Genomic DNA, 21,529 nt, shown 5'->3' on the forward strand with positions numbered 1-21,529 from the left:
GTCGTCGCTCTCGGGCTTCGGGTAGCGCAGACCCGTCGAGATCACGTCCGTACGGCCCGTGCCGGCGGCCTCGCCGCGCACGATCTCCCCCCGGAGGCGGCCCCCGGCTCCGGGGACACCACGGCGGACGCCGTGCGCACGGCCGCCCGGGTCCGGGCCGCGGGCGGCACCGTCGTCGCCGCGGGCGGCTGCTTCGACCTGCTGCACGCCGGGCACGTCGCCCTCCTCCAGGCAGCCCGCCGGGCCGGTGACTGCCTGATCGTCTGCGTCAACTCCGACGCCTCGGTACGCCGCCGCAAGGGCACCGGCCGCCCCCTGGTCCCGGCCCCCGACCGGGTCCGGGTGCTACGGGCCCTGGAGTGCGTCGACGCGGTCGCCGTCTTCGACGAGGACACACCCGAACGCATCCTCGGCGAACTCCGCCCGCACATCTGGGCCAAGGGCGGCGACTACGCCCGCACCGAGCTGCCCGAACAGCCCCTGGTGGAGAGCTGGGACGGCCAGGTCCTGCTGCTGCCCTACCTGGACGGCCGCTCCACCACCGCCCTGGCCCACCGCGCGGCCCAGGCCCCGGCCCCCACCGGAGGGCCCCACAGGTGACCTCCGAACACCCGGCACGCCGCACACCCCGGCACACCGCCCTGCCCGGTCGTCCCGGAGCGGCGGCGCCGGGCGTGGGCCGTACACCGGTGGGCGGGCCCTGGGCGGTGCCCGGCCGGCAGGGGGCCGGCACCCGGCGTCCGGCGCACGGCAACGGTGCGGTCGCGGGCCCCCGCCCGGCCCGCTCCGCCATCCGGTACGCGTCCACCGCACGCGACGCGCCGCCCGCCCGCCGTCACCCCAGGGCAGCCGCACCTTTCGGAGGAGGCACCCGGTGACCCGCACGACCTCGTCCCACCCCCCGGCCGTCCTGGTGCTGCGCGCGCTGGGGCTCGGTGATCTGCTGGCCGGTGTGCCCGCGCTGCGCGGCATCCGGCGGGCGTTCCCCGGCCACCGCATCGTCCTCGCCCTGCCGGCCGGCCTCGCCGAACCGGCGCTTGCCACCGGGGCGATCGACGCCGTGTTCGCCGCCGAGGCCCCCGAGCGTGCGGTGCCCTCCCTCGTACACTGGACCGGCGGGCCGCCCGACGTGGCGATCGACCTGCACGGCAACGGCCCCGAGAGCCGCGACGCCCTCGCGGCCGTACACCCGCGCAGGCTGCTCGCCCACGCCGGCCCGGACGGCCCGCCCTGGCAGGCCCACCGCCACGAACGGGACCGCTGGTGCGCCTTCCTGCACGCCTACGGCATCCCGGCCGACCCCCTGGACCTGCGTCTGCCCCGGCCCCGGACGCCGTCACCGGCGCCGGGCGCGGTGGTCGTCCACCCCGGCGCGGCCTCCGGCTCCCGCCGCTGGCCGGGGGAGCGGTTCGCCGCCGTCGTACGGTGCCTGCGCGCGGCCGGACACCACGTCGTGGTCACCGGCGGGCCCGGCGAGGACGCCCTCGTGCGTTCGGTGGCCGAGCGCAGCGGGCAGCGGGCCCACGACGTGCTCGCCGGCGGCCTGCCGTACGCGGAACTGTCCGCGCTGGTCGCCGAGGCGTCCCTGGTGCTCAGCGGAGACACCGGCCTGGCGCATCTCGCGGTCGCCCACGGCACCCGCTCCGTCACCCTCTTCGGCCCCGTGTCCCCCCATCTGTGGGGCCCGCCGCCGAGCCCGGCCCACCTGGCCCTGTGGAAGCCAGGCCCGCCCGGCGACCCGCACGGCCGCACCCCCGACGCCCGCCTGCTGCGCATCCGCTCCGGCGAGGCCGCCGCGGCCTGTCTGACGCTGCTGGACCAGACCGGCAGCGGCTCCCGGCGGCCCGGACCGGAGGTCGCGCATGTCCACTGAGCCCGCCCCCGGCCTCACCCGCCCGCCGGCCGCCGCACGGGACCCGCGGATCACCGTCGCCGTCATCACCCGCGACCGGACCGCCAGCCTGCTGCGTACGCTCGACGCGCTGGCCGAGCTGCCCGAGCGGCCGTCCGTCATCGTCGTCGACAACTCCCGTGACGACACCACCCGCAGGGCCGTGCGCGACCACCCGGCCCTCACCCGCCTGCTGCGGCCCGCGACCAACACCGGTGCCCTCGGCCGCAACCTGGCCGTCCGGCACGCCCGCACCCCCTACGTCGCCTTCAGCGACGACGACTCCTGGTGGGAGCCGGGCAGCCTGCGCCGCGCCGCCGACCTCCTCGACCACCACCCCCGGCTCGGTCTGCTCGCCGCCCGCACCCTGGTCGGCGAAGAGGCAGCCGACGACCCCCTCAACGCCGTCCTCGCCGCCTCGCCCCTGCCCCTCGAACCCGACCTGCCCGGCCGCCCGGTGCTCGGCTTCCTCGGCTGCGCCTGTGTGGTGCGCCGGGAGGCCTTCCTCGACGCCGGCGGCTTCCACCCGCTGCTCTTCTTCGGCGGCGAGGAGACCCTGCTCGCCTACGACCTGGCCGCCGGGGGCTGGGGCGTCGCCTACGAACCCACGCTGCGCGCCCGCCACCTCCCCGAGGACCACGGCCGCACCGGCCGCCCCTTCCTCGTCCGCCGCAACCACGTGCTGACCACCTGCCTGCGCCGCCCCTGGCCCGTGGCCCTGCGGGCCGGCACCCACCTCGCCGTGGCCGCCGCGGCCGGCCGCCCCGGTGCGCGCCGCGCCCTGAAGGAGACCCTCGTACGCTTCCCGGCCGCCCTGGCCCGCCGCCGCACCCTGCCCCCGCACGTCGAACACGCCGCCCGCCTGCTCGACCGGCAGGCGGCCGTACGCCCGCAGGAAGACCCCGCGCGATGACCCGGACCGCCGCCGACGACCGTACGACCGTCGTCGTGATCACCCACAACCGCCGCGAGGAACTGCTGCACACCCTCGCCCTGCTGCACCGGCTGCCCGAACGCCCCCACGTGATCGTCACCGACAACGCCTCGACCGACGGCACCGCCGAAGCGGTCGCCCGCGACTTCCCCCAGGTGACGCTCCTGCGGCCGGACCGCAACCTGGGGGCCGTCGGCCGCAACCTCGCCGTCCGGCAGGTACGCACGCCCTACGTCGCCTTCTGCGACGACGACACCTGGTGGGAGCCCGGCAGTCTGCGCCGCGCCGCCGACCTGCTCGACGCCCGGCCCCTGCTCGCGGCCGTCACCGCGCGGATCGTCGTGGAACCCGACGGCACCGAGGACCCCGTCGTACGCGAACTGCGCGAGTCCCCGCTGCCCGGACCCGACTGGCTTCCGGGCCCCGCCCTCGGCTCCTTCCTCGCCGCCGCCACCGTGCTGCGAACCGAGGCCTTCCGCGCGGGCGGCGGCTTCCACCCCGGCCTGTGGCTCGGCGGCGAGGAGGAACTGCTCGCCTGCGACCTGCTGCGGCAGGGCTGGTGGCTCGCCTACGCCGAGGACCTCACCGTCCACCACCACGCCTCCCGGCTTCGCGACAGCACGGCCCGCCGCGTCCTCGGCCTGCGCAACACCCTGTGGTTCACCTGGCTGCGCCGCCCGCTGCTACCGGCGCTGCGCCGCACCGGACACCTGTTGCGGACCGTGCCCCGCGACGCCGCCTCCGCGCGCGCCTTCGCCCGCGCCACCGCCGGACTGCCATGGGTGCTGCGCCAGCGCGACCCCGTACCCCCGGACCTGGAACGCCGGATCGCGGCGCTGGAGCGGGCCCGCCGGAATTCACCCGCACGGCGGTATGTCGGCTGACCGCACACGGCGCGACACGCCCGGCCCGAGTCGTTGCGCGGGGCGCGGGACGCAGGCACAGTGAACTCCCCGGTCAAGACGCGGCTGGCTGATCCTGATCCTTCCCCACCGAGGAAGCCCGATCCCCATGGATGACGGTCAGCGCCCCCGTGTCCGGATCCGCCCCGGCGGCCCGGCCCCGCTGCTCCTGCAGACCGTGCACGAGCACCGCCCCGAGCTCGGCGCGGTCAGCGTCCTGAAGGCCCGGGGCACGGTCGACGCCTCCAACGCCGGGGAGTTCTCCGAGGCGCTCGCCGAGCACATCGCCCAGGCCGACAGAGCCGGCGAACACCCCGTGCTGGACATGACCGAGCTGTACCTCGCCTGCGCCGCCGCGGTGCGCGCCGTCGACCGGGCGACCGGCGTTCTCGCCTTCTCCGGCCGCGCCCTGCCCGTCGTACAGCCCCGGCCGCACGTACGGGAGGCGCTGCGCGGGGCGGGGCTGCCGGGCGTGCGGGCCCACGCCACGATGGCGTCCGCCCTGAACTCCCTGCAGGAACCGCTGGAGGCCGCACGACGCGCGAGCCGGCGGCCCGGTGGCACCACGTGCTGAGTGCACCGGCCGGCACGCCTCCGGCGCGGTGGATGGCGCGATAGCGGGTCGGACACCTACCGTGCACAGTGGTCAGGAAGAGGTCTTTCGAGTCTTCTGCGACGTCTGATCCCGGTGATGCCATGAAATCCTCTTCCGACCCGCTCTCCGCCCCGGCCCCGCTCGTCGTCGAGTCGTCCGTGGTGGAGGGCCTGCCCGCCGAGGGAGCGCTGCTGCTGCGCATGTCGGGCAGCCTCGACGCCGAGGGAGCCGAGGCCTGGTCGGCGGAGCTGCGCGCCCACCTCGAGAAGGCGGACCGTGCGGGCCTGCGGCCCGTCCTCGACATGGCCCATGTGCAGCTCGGCGGCGCCGCCGTGCTGCACACGCTCAGCGAGACGACCCGCTCACGCACCGGACGCCCGGACCTGATCATCGTCCGCGCGCGGCCCGGAGTGCGCGAGGCGGTGCACCTGGCCCGCCTGAACGGCGTCCGGCTCTACGCCACCCTCGACGAGGCGCTGCGGGAGCTCGCCCGCGCCGCCTCCCGCGTCGAGGACCTGCCCGCCTGGCGGTCGCAGATGGCGGACCCGCTGCGGCCCAGCTACGAGGATCTGCGCAAGGAGGTGCGCGCACTGCGCGCCCGGGTGCGCACCGCGCCGGTCATCGGCATGGCGCAGGGCGTGCTCATGGTCCGCTACGGCCTGCCCGACTCGGGCAGCGCCTTCCGGCTGCTGCGCGAGGCCTCGCAGCGGTTCAACGTGCCGCTGCGCGTCCTCGTCTCCGCGGTCGTGGTGGCCCGGCCCCCGGACGGCGGGACGTGGTTCCCGGGCCGGTGCTCCCTGCCGGTGCCGCAGCTGCGGATCCTGGCCCGCGACGGCCGGGACCCCCGCTACCGCCGGCAGATGATCGACGCCGTGCTGCACGAGGCGCTGGCCATCGGACGGGCGCCGGCCGGGTACGTGCGCTTCGTCGACCCCGCCGCGAACACGCTGGTGCTGGAGACTCACCACGGCTGCCCGGACACGTTCGTCGACCACCTCGTGCGCGGCCGGGACGAGGGTACGGCCGACGCGGTGGCACGGCTGCGCGGACGCCGGGTGAGCGTGCCCGACGTGGCCGCCGACGTGCTGCTCTGCGACGAGTTCCGGCGTGTCCTGCTGGCCACGGGTACCGGCGCCCTGCAGAGCGTGCCCGTGCTGTCCTCGGCCGGTTCCTGCACCGGCGTGATCACCCTGCACTGGCCCGACGCCGGGCACCGGCCGACCGCCGCCCAGACCGAAGCCCTCGGCCTGCTGGCCTGCGACACGGGGGCCTGGCTGAGCTGGTACCACCGCTCGGTGCTCCTCGACGCGCTCGAACACCTCCACCGGGCGGCGAGCGGTTCCGCCCCCTCGCCCGCCGCACCCGTCGAGGGCGGCGCGGGTGACCCGCGCCGCCCTGGGAACCCGGAGCATGCACGCATCCCGCACCATCCGGAGGGAGTCCGGCGCATGTCCAATCCGCAGCAGCCCGAACAGCGGCGCAGTGACAAGGGAGGCGCCACCCCGCAGGACAGCGGCAAGCTGAAGGCCCGCCAGACGGGCGACCGGAGCGCCCGCCCGCACGGCTCGGACAAGGGCGAGAAGGGCGGCGGCAAGGGGGGCGGCGTACCCCCGTCCCAACGCCCCGACCACCCCTGACCCGGCCCCTGACGTCCTTTCGCTTCCCCGCCCCGACCCCGGCCGGGCGCCCTTGAACGGCGCCCGCCGGGGTCCGTCCGCCCGGGTCGCGCCCCTGCAGGTGTTCGGCCGTGCGACCACCGACCGTCAACCACCCCCTCCTCCCGGCACCTGGCCCCCCACCGGCCCCGCCTCCAGGAGCCTCCGCGCCCCGGCCCGCGGCGTGTTACAGGCGCTAAGCTCACCGGTATGCGGATCTCCGTCTCCTCCGACATGGACGAACCCGTGGCCCGTCTCCTGGTCGCCGAGTTGCAGCGCCGGGGGCACGAGACACGGGCGTACGGAGCGCTGCGGCCGGGCGCCGACGCGCAGTGGGCGGTCTGCTCGGAGGCGGCCGCCCGGGACGTCGCCGAGGGCGCCGCCGATCAGGCGGTGGTGTGCTGCTGGACCGGCACGGGCGCGTCCATCGCGGCCAACAAGGTGCCCGGCGTACGCGCGGCACTGTGCACGGACGCCGTCACCTCGGACGGCGCCCGCCGCTGGAACGACGCCAACGTCCTCGCGCTGAGCCTGCGCCTGACCTCCGAGCCGCTGCTGAAGGAGATCCTCGACGCCTGGTTCGCGGCGGAACCCAGCCAGGACCCCGAGGACCGGCAGAACGTGGCCCGCGTCGGCCGCCTGGACGCCGCCCGGAAGGATTCCTAGAGGCGTACGGCACGCCTGCGCGGGCCGGTCCTGCCGTCATCCCGATCCCGTGTGCGGGTCGGGATTCAGTGGGCTCCCAGTCCGCCGCCGCCGAACGAGCCGCTGGAACCCCGGCTCCAGCGCGGCCGGTCCTTCGACGCGCTCGGCTTGGAGTCCATGTTGCTCAGCTCGTACGGGGTGAGGGGGCGGCCGCCCTTGGGGGTCTGGGGAACCTCCTGGGACTCTCTGTTCTCCCGTAGTTCGCGCACCGGTCCGTCCGGCGGCAGCTTGGGCTGTTCCTCGGGCCGCGGCCGGGGAGACTCGCGGTACTTGATGCGTGAGTTCATCCAGAAGCCGCCGGCGAGCAGTGCCAGGACGCCCATGGCCACGATGAACAGGACGAGGCTCATCAGGCCGCTCGCCGCGGCCAGCTGCATCGATGCGGTGTTCATAGGACAGGCATACCCCACCCAGATCAGGACGAACCGGACACAATAGGTGACGGCGGCGCACGTACCGCGATCCCGGGACGCGGCGCACGGCAACCCGGCGCCCCCGTGCCGCCACCTGCGCGCCGGCACGGGCGTTGGCTCCGCCCGTACGGTGGTTTGCCGTCCTGTGCCCCGGCTACCCGCACCATGTGACATCGCCCACTTCGCAGCAGCTGTACCGGTTCCTGGAAGACCGCTTCGCCTGTGCGCAGGCGTGCACCGAGTGCGCCAGGGCCTGTGCGGTGCGCGCGAGCCTGGTCGACCCGGACGGCACCGAGCGCCAGGAGCGGGTGCGCAGGCTGGGCATCATGTGCGCCGAGGTGTGCGACTCCACGTGCCGTGTCCTGTGCGAGGAGAGCCGGCAGGACGAGGACGAGATCCGGGTCCGGCTCGAGTGGTGCCGCTCCACCTGTCTGGAGTGCGCCCGCGCCTTCGACGGCCAGTCCGGCGCCGAGTCGGCCGCGGCCACCTGCAGGGCCTGCGCCGACGCCTGCTCGGAGTTTCTGCAGAGCCTCGTGTGACCTTCCCGCCGAAAGCCGGGAGGGCGGGGATTTCCCCGGGCCGTCTCATTCCCTATTTCTGAAACACGTTCTACGGTGTGCGCCGTCAGGACCACCCTGGGGGACCCTGGAGGCGCCGTGCATCTCGACCACACGCCCGAGCAGCAGCGACTGCGCGCCGAACTGCGCGCCTACTTCGCGGACCTGGTCCCGGACAACGCCTACGCCCGGTACGCCGACCCGGCCGCGCAGAAGCGGTTCTACCGCGACACCGTCCGCCGGCTCGGCACCGACGGCTGGCTCGGCGTCGGCTGGCCGAAGGAGTACGGCGGGCGCGGCATGACGGCGATGGAACAGTTCATCTTCTTCGACGAGGCCGCGCAGGCCGGCGTACCGCTGCCGCTGATGGCGCTCAACACGGTCGGCCCGACGCTCATGCGGTTCGGCACCGAGGAGCAGAAGGCGTACTTCCTGCCGCGCATCCTGTCCGGGGAGATCGACTTCGCCATCGGCTACAGCGAACCGGACGCCGGCACCGACCTCGCCTCCCTGAAGACCAGGGCCGTACGCGACGGCGACACGTATGTCGTCAACGGGCAGAAGATCTGGACGACGAACGGCGACACCGCGGACTGGGTGTGGCTCGCCGTGCGCACCGATCCCGCCGCCCCGCCGCACAAGGGCATCACCATGCTGCTGGTGCCGACCACCGACCCCGGCTACTCCTGCACGCTCATCACCACGCTCGCCTCCCACGACACCACCGCGAGCTACTACGAGAACGTCCGCGTCCCGGTCTCGCGTCGCGTCGGCGAGGAGAACCAGGGCTGGCGGCTGATCACCAACCAGCTCAACCACGAACGCGTCACGCTCGCCGCGCACGGCACCATGGCCGTCCGTGCCCTGCACGACGTCCAGCGCTGGGCGACGGAGACCAAGCTCGCCGACGGCCGCCGCGTGGTGGACCTGGGCTGGGTGCGCCGGCTGCTCGCCCGCACCCACACCCGGCTCGACGCGCTCAAGCTCCTGAACTGGCAGATGGTCACGGCCGTCCAGGACGGCACGCTCACCCCCCAGGACGCCTCCGCCGTCAAGGTCTACGGCTCCGAGGCCCGCCGCGACGCCTACGCCTGGCTCATGGAGATCGTCGCAGCCGCCGGGCCGCTGAAGGAGGGCTCGGCGGGTGCCGTCCTGCACGGCGAGCTGGAGCGCGGCTACCGCTCGGCGGTCATCTTCACCTTCGGCGGCGGCAACAACGAGATCCAGCGCGAGATCATCTCGTGGATCGGTCTGGGGATGCCGAGGGTACGGCGCTAGCCTGCGGGCATGGGTGATCCCGGGCTGTTCACGCCGAACTCCGTGACCTGGCAGATGCACGGCGACCCCATGATGTGGGTCGCCGGCATCCGCGCGCTCTACCTCCAGGCCCTGCACCCGCGCGCGGTCCGCGGCGTCATGCAGAACTCCACTGCCCTTGACCGTCAAAAGAGTGGCCGGCGCGACGCCTGGGGCCGGCTGATGCGCACCGCCGACTTCGTCGGTACCACGACGTACGGCACCACCGAGGCCGCCGAGCGGGCCGGCGCGCGCGTGCGGAGGATCCACCGCATGCTGACGGCCACCGACCCGGACACCGGCGAGCGCTACGGCGTCGACGAGCCCGGGCTGCTGCTGTGGGTGCACTGCGCGGAGATCGACTCCTATCTGCACGTGCTGCGCCGCTCCGGCTTCCCGCTCACCGACGCCCAGGCCGACCGGTACGTGGCCGAACACCGGGTCAGCGCACGCCTGGTGGGCCTGGACCCGGCGACCGTCCCGGCGAGCCGGGCCGAACTCGCCGCGTACTTCGGGGTGGTGCGGCCCCAGTTGGCGGCGGGGCGCGAAGCCCGGGCAGTGGACGACTTCCTGCTCCGCCCGCCGACGCACCCCCTCCTCGTCCCGGCGCGCGAGGTGCTGTGGCGGCGCGTGGCGCAGTTGGCGTACGCCACTCTGCCGCCGTACGCCCACGAGCTGTACGGCAGACCGGCCCCCGCACCCGCCGTCGTCACCCGCCGGCTGCGGGCCACGGGCGCGCTGCTGCGCCGCGTTCCCGCACGTGTGCGCTGGCAACTGCCGCCCAAACACATCCTGCGGGCCATGGCGAGGCTCGGCCCGCAGGCGCGTCCGGCACCGTACAAAGTCGGACGATAGGCCGCCATACTGGATGAGCAGGGGGTGTGGCGCGGAGCGGGCCGGTCCGGTACGGCCGGGTGCGGTGTGCCGCGGCTCACCGGCAGCGGGGCGGGCGGCGACGGGGGCGGCGGATCGCTATGGGGGAGAACAGGCTGGTTCAGGGCCGGTACCAGCTGCTCGACCTGATCGGGCGGGGCGGGATGGGCGAGGTGTGGCGGGCCCGGGACGAGTCCCTCGGCCGGCAGGTCGCCGTGAAGTGCCTCAAGCCGCTCGGCCCGTGTCATGACCCGTCCCTCACCCGCGCCCTGCGGGAACGGTTCCGCCGCGAGGCCCGGGTGGCCGCCGCCCTCTCGCACCGCGGGGTGACCGTCGTCCACGACTTCGGCGAGTCCGACGGGGTCCCGTACCTGGTGATGGAACTGCTGGAGGGCCGCGACCTGAGCCGGCTGCTGGAGGACAACAAAGGCCATCCGCTGCCCGTGGACGACGTGGCGGACATCGCCGCGCAGGTCGCCGCCGCCCTCGCCTACACCCACCAGCACGGAGTCGTCCACCGGGACTTGAAGCCCGCCAACATCGTGCGGCTGGCCGACGGCACCGTGAAGATCTGCGACTTCGGCATCGCCCGCCTCGGCCACGACATCGGCTTCACCGCCCGGCTCACCGGCACCGGCGTCGCCCTGGGCACCCCGCACTACATGTCCCCGGAGCAGATCGCCGGCGATGAGGTCGACCAGCGCAGCGACCTGTACTCGCTGGGCTGCGTGCTGTACGAAATCGCCACCGGCGCACCGCCGTTCGACCTGGAGGACGCCTGGGCGATCCTCGTCGGCCACCGCGACACCCCGCCCCGCCCCCCACGCGAACAGCGCCCGGAGCTGCCGGGCCACCTGGAGCGGATCATCCTCGACCTGCTGGCCAAACGGCCCGAGGAACGGCCGTGCGGCGCAGGCGAGTTGCTCGGCCGGATCCGGGACGGACGGACAACGGCCGCCGCCCGTACGGCCGTGGCGCCCGCGCCCGCGGATGCCCGGCGTGAACTCCGCCTTCCGCCGTGGACCCGAGGCATGACCACCGGACACAAGGCGCTGGGGCCCGGGCCCGGCGCACTGCCCCCGGACCCGGGGGTGGCCCTGTCGGACCGGTGGCCCGCGGCGCCCCGAGGGGGCGCGGGGCTGGATCCGACGGGCGAGTACCGCCGTGCGGGCGCGCCCGGCCACAACGGACCCGCGGACGCCCCACGTCCCGTACCGGCACCTCCCGAGGAGCGCGCCGCACTCCCCGCGGAGCGCGGCGCGCTCCTCGGCCCCGATCACCCCGAGACCCTGGCCGGCCGCTACGAAGCTGCCTTCGCCCTCCTGAGCGCCGGCCGGGTCGCGGAAGCGCTGGCCGCCTACACGGACCTCGCAAAGGCCAGAGCGCGTGTCCTCGGCACCGACCATCCCGACACCCTCGCCGCCCGTCAGGAGACGGCCTATGCGCTGGGACGGCTGGGGCGCCACTTCGAGGCCCACCAGGTGTACGCGGAGGTGCTGGCCGCCCGGGTGCGCGTCATGGGCCCCGACCACCCCGACACCCTGCGCTGCCGCCACAACCTCGCCTGCACCCTGGGCCGGCTCGGCCGCCTCGACGACGCCTGCCGTACGGCCCTGGAGGTGGCCGCCGCCCGGGCTCGGGTGCTCGGTCCCGACCACCCCGACACCCTGGTCTCGCGCTGCGAAGTCGCCTATGCCGAGGGCCAGTCGGGCCGCTGGCAGGAGGCTCTGCACATCTACCGCGAGGTCGCCGAGGCCAGAGCACGCGTCCTCGGCGACGACCACCCCGACACCCTCGCCGCCCGCTACGAGACCGCCCTCAGCCTCGGCCGCCTCGGCCGCAGCGCGGACGCCCTGCACGTGTACCGCGAGCTGGTCGGGGACCGCACCCGCGTCCAGGGCCCCACCCACCCCGAGACCCTCCGCGCCCGGCACGGCCTCGGGGTCAACCTCGGCCGGCTCGGGTGCTGGGAGGACGCCCTGACCGAGGCCCGGGACGTGTGCCTGCTCCGCGAACAGACCCTGGGGCCCGCACACCCCGACACGCTGGTCAGCCGCCGTGAGGTCGCGGTGGCCCTGGGCTGGCTGGGCCGCTGGGCGGAGGCCCTCACGGAGCACCGGCGGATCACCGCGATCCGCGAGCAGATCCTCGGCCCGGACCATCCCGACACCCTCGCCGGCCGCAACGACGAGGCGCACTGCCTGGAACGCCTCGGCCGCGGTGTCGAAGCGGTGGAGCTGTACCGGAGGGTCGCCGTACTGAGCCGGCAGCGGCCCTTGGGCGGGCGGTGACGACCGAGCGTCCCGGCCGTCGACACGAAACTGCCTTTGGCATGTGCCGCTGGTATTTCGCCTGTTTGGCGGTGCCGACGACCGTCCCCGCCCTGAGAGGGTGAGGCCAGTCCCCGGTGGAGCGAGCCCCGGTGACCGGCCATTCGGCCACCGGTGGGATCCCACCCCCACAGAGGCCGCGCCCGCGCCGGATCCACGCATCGGCGCCGCTGCCGCCCGCACAGCTTCAGGAGTCAACCGTGCGTGTCATGATCCACATGCGCCCCCAGCCCGACGTCGTCGCAGCCGTCATCGACCCGAGCGTGACCACCACCGCCGCCGATGTCGCCGGAGAGATCCCCGGAGTCGCGCTCGACCCGGACTTCGAGCCGGTACCGGTGCCCCGGCCGCAGCCCGCGGCCCCCGGCACGGACCCCTTCTCGCTGGAGTCCGTCACCTTCTCCATGGCACCGGAGCACGCCGGTGTCCTCGTACGCGGCGCGATCCAGGACTACGACGTGGCCAGCCGCTACGCGATGCTGGCCATGGCCCGCCCGGACATCGTCGGCATCTCCTCCGACCCGGTCATCGAGACGCTGCCGACCTGCCCCGGTGAGGGCCCGGTCGGGGACTGGCACGACATCCGCAACAAGCTGACCGACCACCTGAAGGCGGAAGGCATGGACGGCGAAGGCGTCGCCCTCGCCATCCTCGACAAGGGCATCAACGTCGCCCACGCGTCCCAGGTCCTCGGGGAGCCGGTGACCGTGGACGAGACCCGCAGCTGGAAGCCCGCCGACGTCACCGGGACATTCGGCCAGTTCCCGGTCGACCACGGCACGATGTGCGCCTTCGACACCAGGATCACCGCCCCCAAGGCGACGCTCCTGGACCTCCCCATCCTGCGCCCGAAGCCCCTGCTCGCCCTGCTCTCGGACGCCGTCGCGGCCTTCGCCCACCTGCGGACCGTCCTGGACGCGATGCCGCAGGACCGGCGTGCGCTCGTGGTCAACAACAGCTGGGGCTCCTTCGACCCCCGCGGCGACTTCCCGCCGGGCCACCCGGGCAACTACTCCGACAACCCCGCGCACCCCTTCAACCTGTCCGTCAGCGCCCTGGAGCAGGCGGGCGCGGACATCCTCTTCGCGGCCGGCAACTGTGGACGGGACTGTCCCGACGTCCGCTGCGCCTGGCCCGAGCGGCCCATCAACGGCGCCAACTCGCACCCCGGCGTGCTGTCCATCGGCGGCGTCGACCTCCGCGGCGCCCGCGTGGGCTACTCCTCCCAGGGACCCGGGCGGCTCAGCCGGCGCAAGCCGGACGTCTGCACGTACACCCACTTCGCGGGATCGAAGGCGTTCGGGGAGAACGAGCCCGACTCCGGGACCTCCGCGTCCTGTCCCGTCGCGTCCGGTGTGGTGGCCGCGGTGCGCTCCCAGCTGCCCGTCTCCGAGCTGTCCCCGGCCGAGATGCGCACTCTGCTGCGCCGTACGGCGGACGACCTCGGAATGGCCGGTTTCGACTTCGACTTCGGGTACGGCACGATTGACACGGCCGCCATCGTCGAGGCGGTGCGCCGCCGCAGGAAGAACGGCCGCCATCGCTGAGGAGGGGCCATGACCCACGGCCCGACCGTCCTCGTGACGGTGACCCTGCCCGCCGGGGCGACACTGCAGGACGCCCTGCGCCGGTACGGGCTCACCCCCGACCAGGTCGACGAGACGTACGGACTCGTCTCCGTGGACCCGGCCCAGGACCTGTACGCCCTGCTGGTCAGCGAGGAGGCGGCGACGCGCCTCACGGGCAGCACGGGGGTGTCGGGCCCCTTCGCCGATCCGCCCATCGAGCCCTACGGGCCGCCGCGGTCGGGGCCCCGGCCGGGTGACCGCGAACGATGACCGGCGCGCCGGGGCCCGGTCCGGCCGGGACCGGGACCGGACCCCGGCGCGGGGCGAGCGGGCCACCGAGCGGCGACGAGGAGGACCGCAACGCGCTCTCGCCGACCGGGATCATCCCGTGTTACCAAGAACCATGTCTGCCAACGAGGGAACCCGCGCGTACGACGCCGTCATCGTCGGCGGCGGCCACAACGGTCTGGTCGCCGCCGCCTACCTGGCCCGCGCCGGCCGTTCGGTGCTGGTGCTGGAACGGCTCGACCACACCGGCGGCGCCGCCGTCTCCACCCGCCCCTTCGCCGGTGTCGACGCCCGGTTGTCGCGCTACTCGTACCTGGTCAGCCTGTTGCCGCAGAAGATCGTGCGCGACCTCGCCCTGGACTTCCGCGTCCGCTCCCGCACCATCTCCTCCTACACCCCGGCGGAGCGCGACGGCCGGCCCACCGGACTCCTCGTCGGCGGCGGCGAACCGCGCACCAGGGAGGCCTTCGCGCGGCTGACCGGCGGCGACCGCGAGTACACGGCATGGCAGCGCTTCTACGGCATGACCACGCGCGTCGCCGAGCGCGTCTTCCCGACCCTCACCGACCCCCTGCCCACCCGCGAGGAGCTGTGCCGCCGCGTCGACGACGAGACCGCCTGGCGGACCCTGTTCGAAGAGCCGATCGGCGTCGCCGTCGAGGAGAACTTCACGGACGACCTCGTGCGCGGAGTCGTCCTCACCGACGCCCTCATCGGCACCTTCGCGGACGCCCACGACCCCTCCCTCGCCCAGAACCGCTGCTTCCTCTACCACGTCATCGGCGGCGGCACCGGCGCCTGGGACGTGCCCGTCGGCGGCATGGGCGCCCTCACCGACGCCCTGGCCGCCGCGGCCCGCTCGGCGGGCGCGGTCATCGCGACCGGTCACGAGGCGGTCCGGATCGCCACCGACGGACACACCGCCGAGGTCACCTACCGCACGGCCGACGGTGAGGGCGTCGCCGCCGCCCGGCACGTCCTGGTGAACGCCTCCCCACAGGACCTGGCCACACTCACCGGCGACCCGGCGCCCGAACCCGCCGAGGGCGCCCAGCTCAAGGTCAACATGCTGCTCACCCGGCTGCCCGAGCTGCGTGACCCGGCCGTCGACCCGCGGGAGGCCTTCGCCGGTACCTTCCACATCGCCGAGGGCTACCGGCAGCTGGCCACCGCCCACGCCCAGGCCGCCGCCGGTGAACTCCCCGCCGTCCCGCCCTCGGAGATCTACTGCCACTCCCTGACCGACCCCACCATCCTCGGCCCCGAGCTCGCCGCGCGCGGCTACCAGACCCTCACCCTGTTCGGCCTGCACACCCCCGCGCGCCTCTTCGACCGGGACAACGACGCCGTACGCGAGGAACTGCTGAAGTCCACCCTCGCCCAGCTCGACGCCCACCTCGCCGAACCCCTCGCCGACTGCCTGGCCACCGACGCCGACGGCCGCCCCTGCCTCGAGGCGAAGACCCCGCTCGACCTCGAACGGGACCTGCGGCTGCCCGGCGGCAACATCTTCCACCGCGCCCTGTCCTGGCCCTACGCCCAGCAGGACACAGGCCGTTGGGGAGTGGAGACCCGGCACCGGAACGTCCTGCTGTGCGGCGCGGGCGCGGTCCGCGGGGGAGGGGTGAGCGGCGTACCGGGACACAACGCGGCGATGGCGGTGCTGGAGGCCACCGCGTAACGCCCGACCGCCAAAGGAATCTGACGGGACGTCAGAAAGCCCTTCCGTCCTGCGGTCCTCTGCGGCATCCTGCGCCCATGCAGACGGAGCTGAGCAGGAAACTGGGAGTCGAGCACGCCGTCTTCGGCTTCACGCCGTTCCCCGCCGTCGCCGCGGCCCTCAGCCGGGCCGGCGGCTTCGGGGTGCTCGGCGCGGTCCGCTACACCGCCCCCGACGACCTCAAACGCGACCTCGACTGGCTCGACGCGCACACCGGCGGCCGGCCCTACGGGCTGGACGTCGTCATGCCCGCGAAGAAGGTCGAGGGCGTGACCGAGGCGGACGTCGAGGCCATGATCCCCGAGGGCCACCGGCAGTTCGTGCGCGAGACCCTCGCCACGTACGGCGTCCCGGAGCTGGCCGGCGGCGAGGCGTCCGGGTGGCGCATCACGGGCTGGATGGAGCAGGTCGCCCGCACCCAGCTCGACGTCGCCTTCGACTACCCGATCCGGCTCCTCGCCAACGCCCTCGGCTCCCCGCCCGCCGACGTCGTCGCCCGCGCCCACGACCGGGACGTCCTCGTGGCCGCGCTCGCGGGCAGCGCCCGGCACGCGCGCAAGCACCAGGAGGCGGGCATCGACATCGTCGTCGCCCAGGGCTACGAGGCCGGCGGCCACACCGGCGAGATCGCCACCATGGTGCTCACTCCCGAGGTCGTGGAGGCCGTCGCCCCCCTGCCCGTGCTCGCCGCGGGAGGCATCGGCAGCGGACAGCAGGTGGCCGCCGCCCTCACACTCGGTGCCCAAGGGGTGTGGCTGGGCTCCATATGGCTGACCACCACAGAGGCGGACCTGCACTCGGCCGCCCTGACCCGCAAGCTCCTGGCCGCCGGTTCCGGCGACACCGTCCGCTCCCGTGCCCTGACGGGCAAGCCCGCACGGCAGCTCCGTACCGAGTGGACCGACGCCTGGGACGACCCGGCCGGACCCGGCACCCTGCCCATGCCGCTGCAGGGCCTGCTGGTCGCCGAGGCGGTCTCCCGCATCCAGAAGTACGAGGTCGAACCGCTGCTCGGCACCCCGGTCGGCCAGATCGTCGGCCGGATGAGCAGCGAACGCAGCGTCCAGGCCGTCGTCGACGACCTCACCCGCGGCTTCGAGGAGGCCGTGGACCGCATCAACCGCATCGCCGGAAGGAGCGGCCAGTCGTGAGCACACCCCCCGCCGGTTTCTGGGCCCAGGCCGCCCAGCACCCCGACCGCACCGTCCTGGTCGCCCCCGACGGCGAGGAGTGGACCGCCGGACGTCTGCACTCCGCCGCCAACCGGCTCGTCCACGGGCTGCGCGCGGCCGGCCTGGAGCGCGGCGACGCCTTCGCCGTCGTCCTGCCCAACGGCGTCGAGTTCCTCACCGCCTACCTGGCCGCAACCCAGGCAGGCCTCTACCTGGTCCCGGTCAACCACCACCTCGTCGGCCCGGAGATCGCCTGGATCGTCGCCGACTCCGGCGCCAAGGTGCTCCTCGCCCACGAGCGGTTCGCCGACGCGGCGCGCCGGGCCGCCGACGAGGCCGGGCTCCCGGCCACGCACCGGTACGGCGTCGGCGCGGTCGACGGCTTCCGGCCGTACACCGAACTCCTCGCCGGACAGCCGCAGTCGGCCCCCTCCGGCCGCGAACTCGGCTGGGTCATGAACTACACGTCCGGTACGACGGGACGCCCGCGCGGCATCCGCCGCCCGCTGCCCGGCAAGCCGCCCGAGCAGGCCTACCTGGGGGGCTTCCTCGGGATTTTCGGCATCAAGCCGTTCGACGACAACGTCCACCTGGTCTGCTCGCCGCTGTACCACACGGCGGTCCTGCAGTTCGCCGGGGCGTCCCTGCACATCGGCCACCGTCTGGTGCTGATGGACAAGTGGACACCCGAGGAGATGCTCCGCCGCATCGACACCCACCGCTGCACCCACACCCATATGGTGCCCACCCAGTTCCACCGCCTGCTGGCTCTCCCGGACGAGGTGAAGGCCCGCTACGACGTCTCGTCCATGCGGCACGCCATCCATGGCGCCGCCCCCTGCCCCGACCACGTCAAGAGGGCCATGATCGACTGGTGGGGACACTGTGTGGAGGAGTACTACGCGGCCAGCGAGGGCGGCGGCGCCTTCGCCACCGCCGAGGACTGGCTGAAGAAACCCGGCACCGTCGGCAGGGCCTGGCCCATCAGCGAACTCGCGGTCTTCGACGACGACGGCAACCGGCTCCCGCCCGGCCGACTGGGCACCGTCTACATGAAGATGAGCACCGGCGGCTTCTCTTACCACAAGGACGAGACCAAGACCCGCAAGAACCGCATCGGCGACTTCTTCACCGTCGGCGACCTCGGCTACCTGGACGAGGACGGCTACCTCTTCCTGCGCGACCGCAAGATCGACATGATCATCTCCGGCGGGGTCAACATCTACCCGGCCGAGATCGAGTCCGTGCTCCTCTCCCATCCCGCCGTCGCCGACGCCGCCGCCTTCGGCATCCCGCACGACGACTGGGGCGAGGAGGTCAAGGCCGTGGTCGAACCGGCCCCCGGACACGACCCCGGCCCTGACCTGGCCGCGTCCCTCCTCGGCCACTGCGCCGAGCGGCTCGCCGGCTACAAGCGGCCCAGGAGCGTCGACTTCATCGCCGAGATGCCCCGCGACCCCAACGGCAAGCTGTACAAGCGGCGGTTGCGCGATCCGTACTGGGAGGGCCGTACGCGGCCGGTGTGACCGCGCCCCGCGCGCAGCCGGGACGCACAGCCTCAAGGGCGGTGGCGAGGACAGCTCGCCAGGAACCCGGCGAGACCGGCGGCGTCGGTGCCGATCTTGCGGTAGACGCTGGACAGCAACTGCCGCACGCCCTGCTCGGTCAGGCGCAGTTCCTTGGCGATCACCGCGACCGGGTGCCCCTGGGCGGTCAGTTCGGCGGTACGGCGTTCCTGGGTGGTCAGGGTGTCCGCCTGGACGTAGCGCAACGGCAGCGGGCGCAGACCGGCCGCCGAGAGTTCCGCCCTGGCCCGGGCGGCGAGTCCGTCGGCTCCGCAGTGGACGGCGCCCTCCAGGCCCTGGTAGAGCCGGTCGGCGGCTTCCTGCAGCCGCCCGTTGCGGGACAGCGCGGCACCGTGACCGATCTGGGCGCGGGCGAGTTCGTAGGCGGCGGGCGACTGCTCCAGGTGGTCGACGGCCTGCGCGTACAGATCGAGTGCCGCCGGCCCGCCGGTCACCTCGGCGAGGGTGTGCAGGGCCTGGCCGACGATGGAGGCGGCGCCGAAGTCCCGGGCGCGACGGACGGCGTCCTGGGCGTGGCCGATCGCCGCGTCCGGGGCGGTGGGGGCGAGCGCGCTCGCGAGCCGCAGCTGCCACGGGCACCAGGCCGGGTTGCGCCACGCCCGTCCGTCCAGCCAGTCCCCGACCGCCGGCAGCAGCGCCGCCGCCTCCGCGTGCCGTCCCTCCGCCAGGAGCAGTTCCGCGTACACCGTGCGCGGGTCGGGATAGATGACGGCGTTCGGGGTCATCTCACCGAAGTGGTGTTCGTCGGCGAGCGCGCGTGCCTCGTTGACGCGCCCACGGGCCAGCAGGGTCTGGATCAGGATGCCGATGGCGAACCACTGTGCGGGTACGGCCCCTTCCACCTTGTCGGCGATGCACAGACCTTCCCGTACGAGGTTCTCGGCTTCGGCCAGGGAGCCGCGCTGGTAGCGGATGTAGCCGGCGAGGGTCTGGCCCAGGGCCAGATGGGAGCCGCGCCAGCCCTTGGCCACGCATTCGGCGATCCCCTTGCTGAACAGCTCCTCGGCCCGCCGGGGCTGGTCGCCGTACATGAAGACCAGCGCGACCGAGACGGGTACCTCGAAGCCCCGGTTCTCGTCGGTCCAGCTCATGCCGCCGTCCAGGGCCCTCTCGGCATAGGCGAGGGTGTTCTGCCGCGGTTCGCCGCGCATGACGGCATCCCAGGCCCGCAGCCCCAGGATGCAGCGCTCCTCGAGGCTGCGACCGGGCAACTGCTCGGCCAGACGCGCCAATGTCCGCGAGCGGGCGGGGGAGTCGAGGTCGTCGGCACGGAACATGCCCCAGACGAACTGGTCCGCCTGCATGCGCAGTTTCACGCGGGGGTTCGTGGCCCGCTTCGCCTCCTCGGTGGCCACCGTCTCGGCCTCCGCCATCTGATCGGTGTGGGCCAGAGCCTGCGTCAGCCGGAAGACGATGGAGGCGCGCAGATCGGGGTCGACGTCGCGCTCCGCGAGCGCCTGGCGCAGATGCCGCACCGTGGCCGTGGGCTCGATCAGGAACGTGGAGCACGCGAGTTCGTGAAGGACCGCGGCGCGGTCCTCGGGGAGGGGCGGCTCCTGCAGCGCGCGGGTCAGCAGACGCTGGGCGGCCTCGGTCGCCCCGGCGCGAAGGTACTCGCGGGCGGCCTCACGGAAGCAGGCCACCGCCTCACGATTGCCCTCGCACGGGACCTCCAGCAGATGCCGGGCGGCGGCGGTCGGGCCGTACCCCGCCGCCAGCAGGGCCTCCGCGGCGGCGTTGTGCAGACCGGCCCGGAAGCCCTTGCCGATGGACCGGTAGATCGTCGTGGCGATCAGCGAGTGAACGAAGTCGAGCTCACCCTCGGGCCCGTGGCCGTCGGCCAGGATCCGGGCCGCGCGCAGCCTCTGGATCGCCTCGGCCGCCGCCTCGTCACCGAGCACCGCGATGGTCGCGGCGAGCCGCGGTGAGAACGGCGAGCCCAGGACGGCGGCCGTGTGCGCGAAGCGGATGGTCGCGGTGTCGAGTTGGTGCAGACGCTCGATCAGTCCCGGACCTTTGATCGCCGTGGCCAGCTCACGCATCACGGGCAGGTCGTCCTCGGTGCCGCTGCGTTTGCGCTCGGCGAGGCCGATGGCGAGCTCCACCGTTTCGAAGGGACTCCCGCCGGTGGCCGACCAGCATTCCTTGCAGAACTGGTCCTGGGCTGCCTCCCCGACCTCATTCCTGACGATCCGCGCCACGCCGTCGGGGGTCAGCAGGGCCAGGTCATGGGGCCGCTCACCGTGGTGTCCCACGAGCGTGCGGAGTTCGCCGGCTTCCGGAGGGAGCTCGTCGGGCCGGTAGGCGACCACGATCGACAAGGGGAGGTCATCGACCCGTGGCGCGAAGGAGGCGAGCCACTTCAGGGACTCGGGGTCCGCCCAGTGCAGGTCGTCCAGGAGCAGGGCGACGGGTGCCTTCTTCACCGTGAGGCGCGTCATGACCCAGTCCAGGCCTTCGCGGACCCCGGTCGGATCCGGCGCGGGGGCGGCTGTCTTCGCCTCGAGACCGAGCACGGCGGCGACGGTGTCGTACCAACTTCCCAGGAAGGCGCGGAGTTCCGCCTCGTCCATGGTGGCCAGCGGGGGCTGCATCAACTGGCGTACCACGCGGAACGCCGACCGTTGTTCCGTCTCCCCTCCCCTGCCCGACAGCACCGTGATCCCGTACGCCGCGGCCCTGGCGCGCGCTTCCGTGATGAGTGCGGTCTTGCCCAGTCCGGCCGACCCCGTGAAGGCGAGCAGTCCCCTGCGCCTCGCGCGAGGCACACCGTCCCTCGTGCGCCGCAGTTCCTGGAACGCGGCGTCGAGGGCCTGAAGTTCCCGTCGGCGCTCGATCAAAGTCTGTTGCTCCGTGATCGGGTGCCGCGGCTCCATGACCATGTGCCGTACCGCCTTCTGTCGTTCGGCCCGGAGGGGGCTGTGGTGGGCCGAGCGTACGCCTCGCAGAGGTACGGGCAGGCCGGACTGAGCACTATCGGGTGAATGATGAACTGTAGAAGGGATAATGTCCGCCCCTCGGGTATCGGGGCATGAATGGCCGCC

18 protein-coding genes are annotated in these 21,529 nt (G+C 73.8%); 16 read left to right on the forward strand and 2 right to left on the reverse strand.

What is annotated here, in order from left to right:
- From ACWC94_RS40270 to ACWC94_RS40300, 7 genes are all read left to right on the forward strand, one after another.
- Window positions 1-600, forward strand: a 600-nt coding sequence (locus ACWC94_RS40270) for an adenylyltransferase/cytidyltransferase family protein (RefSeq protein WP_450802507.1), incomplete at its 5' end; no start/stop codon positions are given.
- Between the two features lie 274 nt (window positions 601-874).
- Window positions 875-1,873, forward strand: a complete 999-nt coding sequence (locus ACWC94_RS40275; protein ID WP_450802509.1) for a glycosyltransferase family 9 protein — start codon at window positions 875-877, stop codon at window positions 1,871-1,873.
- Entirely contained in the window at window positions 1,863-2,804 is a 942-nt protein-coding gene (locus ACWC94_RS40280) for a glycosyltransferase family 2 protein (protein WP_450802510.1), read from the forward strand. The genes ACWC94_RS40275 and ACWC94_RS40280 overlap by 11 nt, the downstream gene beginning before the upstream one ends.
- On the forward strand, window positions 2,801-3,709 hold the full coding sequence (locus tag ACWC94_RS40285) for a glycosyltransferase family 2 protein (protein ID WP_450802511.1): 909 nt from the start codon (window positions 2,801-2,803) through the stop codon (window positions 3,707-3,709). The genes ACWC94_RS40280 and ACWC94_RS40285 overlap by 4 nt, the downstream gene beginning before the upstream one ends.
- Before the next feature lie 127 nt (window positions 3,710-3,836).
- Window positions 3,837-4,301, forward strand: a complete 465-nt coding sequence (locus ACWC94_RS40290) for an STAS domain-containing protein (protein WP_450802513.1) — start codon at window positions 3,837-3,839, stop codon at window positions 4,299-4,301.
- Between the two features lie 122 nt (window positions 4,302-4,423).
- A complete protein-coding gene (locus ACWC94_RS40295) occupies window positions 4,424-5,959 on the forward strand; it encodes an ANTAR domain-containing protein (protein ID WP_450802514.1) in 1,536 nt (511 codons plus the stop codon).
- Window positions 5,960-6,187: 228 nt separating this feature from the next.
- Window positions 6,188-6,643, forward strand: coding sequence for an RpiB/LacA/LacB family sugar-phosphate isomerase (locus ACWC94_RS40300; RefSeq protein ID WP_450802516.1), 456 nt, complete (start codon window positions 6,188-6,190; stop codon window positions 6,641-6,643).
- A 65-nt stretch (window positions 6,644-6,708) separates the two neighbouring features.
- Here ACWC94_RS40300 and ACWC94_RS40305 read toward each other — a convergent pair whose 3' ends face one another.
- A complete protein-coding gene (locus tag ACWC94_RS40305) occupies window positions 6,709-7,074 on the reverse strand; it encodes a DUF6479 family protein (RefSeq protein WP_450802518.1) in 366 nt (121 codons plus the stop codon).
- 188 nt (window positions 7,075-7,262) lie between these two features.
- Here ACWC94_RS40305 and ACWC94_RS40310 point away from each other — a divergent pair, with 188 nt between their 5' ends.
- From ACWC94_RS40310 to ACWC94_RS40350, 9 genes are all read left to right on the forward strand, one after another.
- Entirely contained in the window at window positions 7,263-7,634 is a 372-nt protein-coding gene (locus tag ACWC94_RS40310; protein ID WP_450802520.1) for a ferredoxin, read from the forward strand.
- A gap of 117 nt (window positions 7,635-7,751) precedes the next feature.
- Window positions 7,752-8,930 (forward strand): acyl-CoA dehydrogenase family protein, encoded by a 1,179-nt coding sequence (locus tag ACWC94_RS40315; protein WP_450802521.1) that lies wholly within the window; start codon window positions 7,752-7,754, stop codon window positions 8,928-8,930.
- 9 nt (window positions 8,931-8,939) lie between these two features.
- Window positions 8,940-9,803, forward strand: coding sequence for an oxygenase MpaB family protein (locus ACWC94_RS40320; protein WP_450802522.1), 864 nt, complete (start codon window positions 8,940-8,942; stop codon window positions 9,801-9,803).
- Between the two features lie 119 nt (window positions 9,804-9,922).
- Window positions 9,923-12,112: a protein kinase domain-containing protein gene (locus ACWC94_RS40325; protein WP_450802523.1), complete on the forward strand. Its 2,190-nt coding sequence runs from the start codon at window positions 9,923-9,925 to the stop codon at window positions 12,110-12,112.
- Between the two features lie 248 nt (window positions 12,113-12,360).
- Window positions 12,361-13,698 carry a S8 family serine peptidase gene (locus tag ACWC94_RS40330; protein ID WP_450802554.1) on the forward strand — a complete coding sequence of 446 codons (1,338 nt, stop codon included), beginning with the start codon at window positions 12,361-12,363 and terminating at the stop codon, window positions 13,696-13,698.
- Between the two features lie 9 nt (window positions 13,699-13,707).
- Complete coding sequence (locus ACWC94_RS40335) at window positions 13,708-13,989, forward strand: hypothetical protein (RefSeq protein ID WP_450802524.1); 282 nt, start codon at window positions 13,708-13,710, stop codon at window positions 13,987-13,989.
- Between the two features lie 133 nt (window positions 13,990-14,122).
- On the forward strand, window positions 14,123-15,688 hold the full coding sequence (locus ACWC94_RS40340; RefSeq protein WP_450802526.1) for a phytoene desaturase family protein: 1,566 nt from the start codon (window positions 14,123-14,125) through the stop codon (window positions 15,686-15,688).
- Between the two features lie 77 nt (window positions 15,689-15,765).
- Window positions 15,766-16,878, forward strand: a complete 1,113-nt coding sequence (locus tag ACWC94_RS40345; RefSeq protein ID WP_450802527.1) for a nitronate monooxygenase — start codon at window positions 15,766-15,768, stop codon at window positions 16,876-16,878.
- Window positions 16,875-18,425, forward strand: coding sequence for an acyl-CoA synthetase (locus ACWC94_RS40350; RefSeq protein WP_450802528.1), 1,551 nt, complete (start codon window positions 16,875-16,877; stop codon window positions 18,423-18,425). The genes ACWC94_RS40345 and ACWC94_RS40350 overlap by 4 nt, the downstream gene beginning before the upstream one ends.
- Before the next feature lie 32 nt (window positions 18,426-18,457).
- Here ACWC94_RS40350 and ACWC94_RS40355 read toward each other — a convergent pair whose 3' ends face one another.
- Window positions 18,458-21,367 (reverse strand): ATP-binding protein, encoded by a 2,910-nt coding sequence (locus ACWC94_RS40355; RefSeq protein WP_450802530.1) that lies wholly within the window; start codon window positions 21,365-21,367, stop codon window positions 18,458-18,460.
- Window positions 21,368-21,529 lie beyond the last annotated feature (162 nt).

The sequence above is a fragment of the Streptomyces sp. NPDC001135 genome (assembly GCF_053598395.1).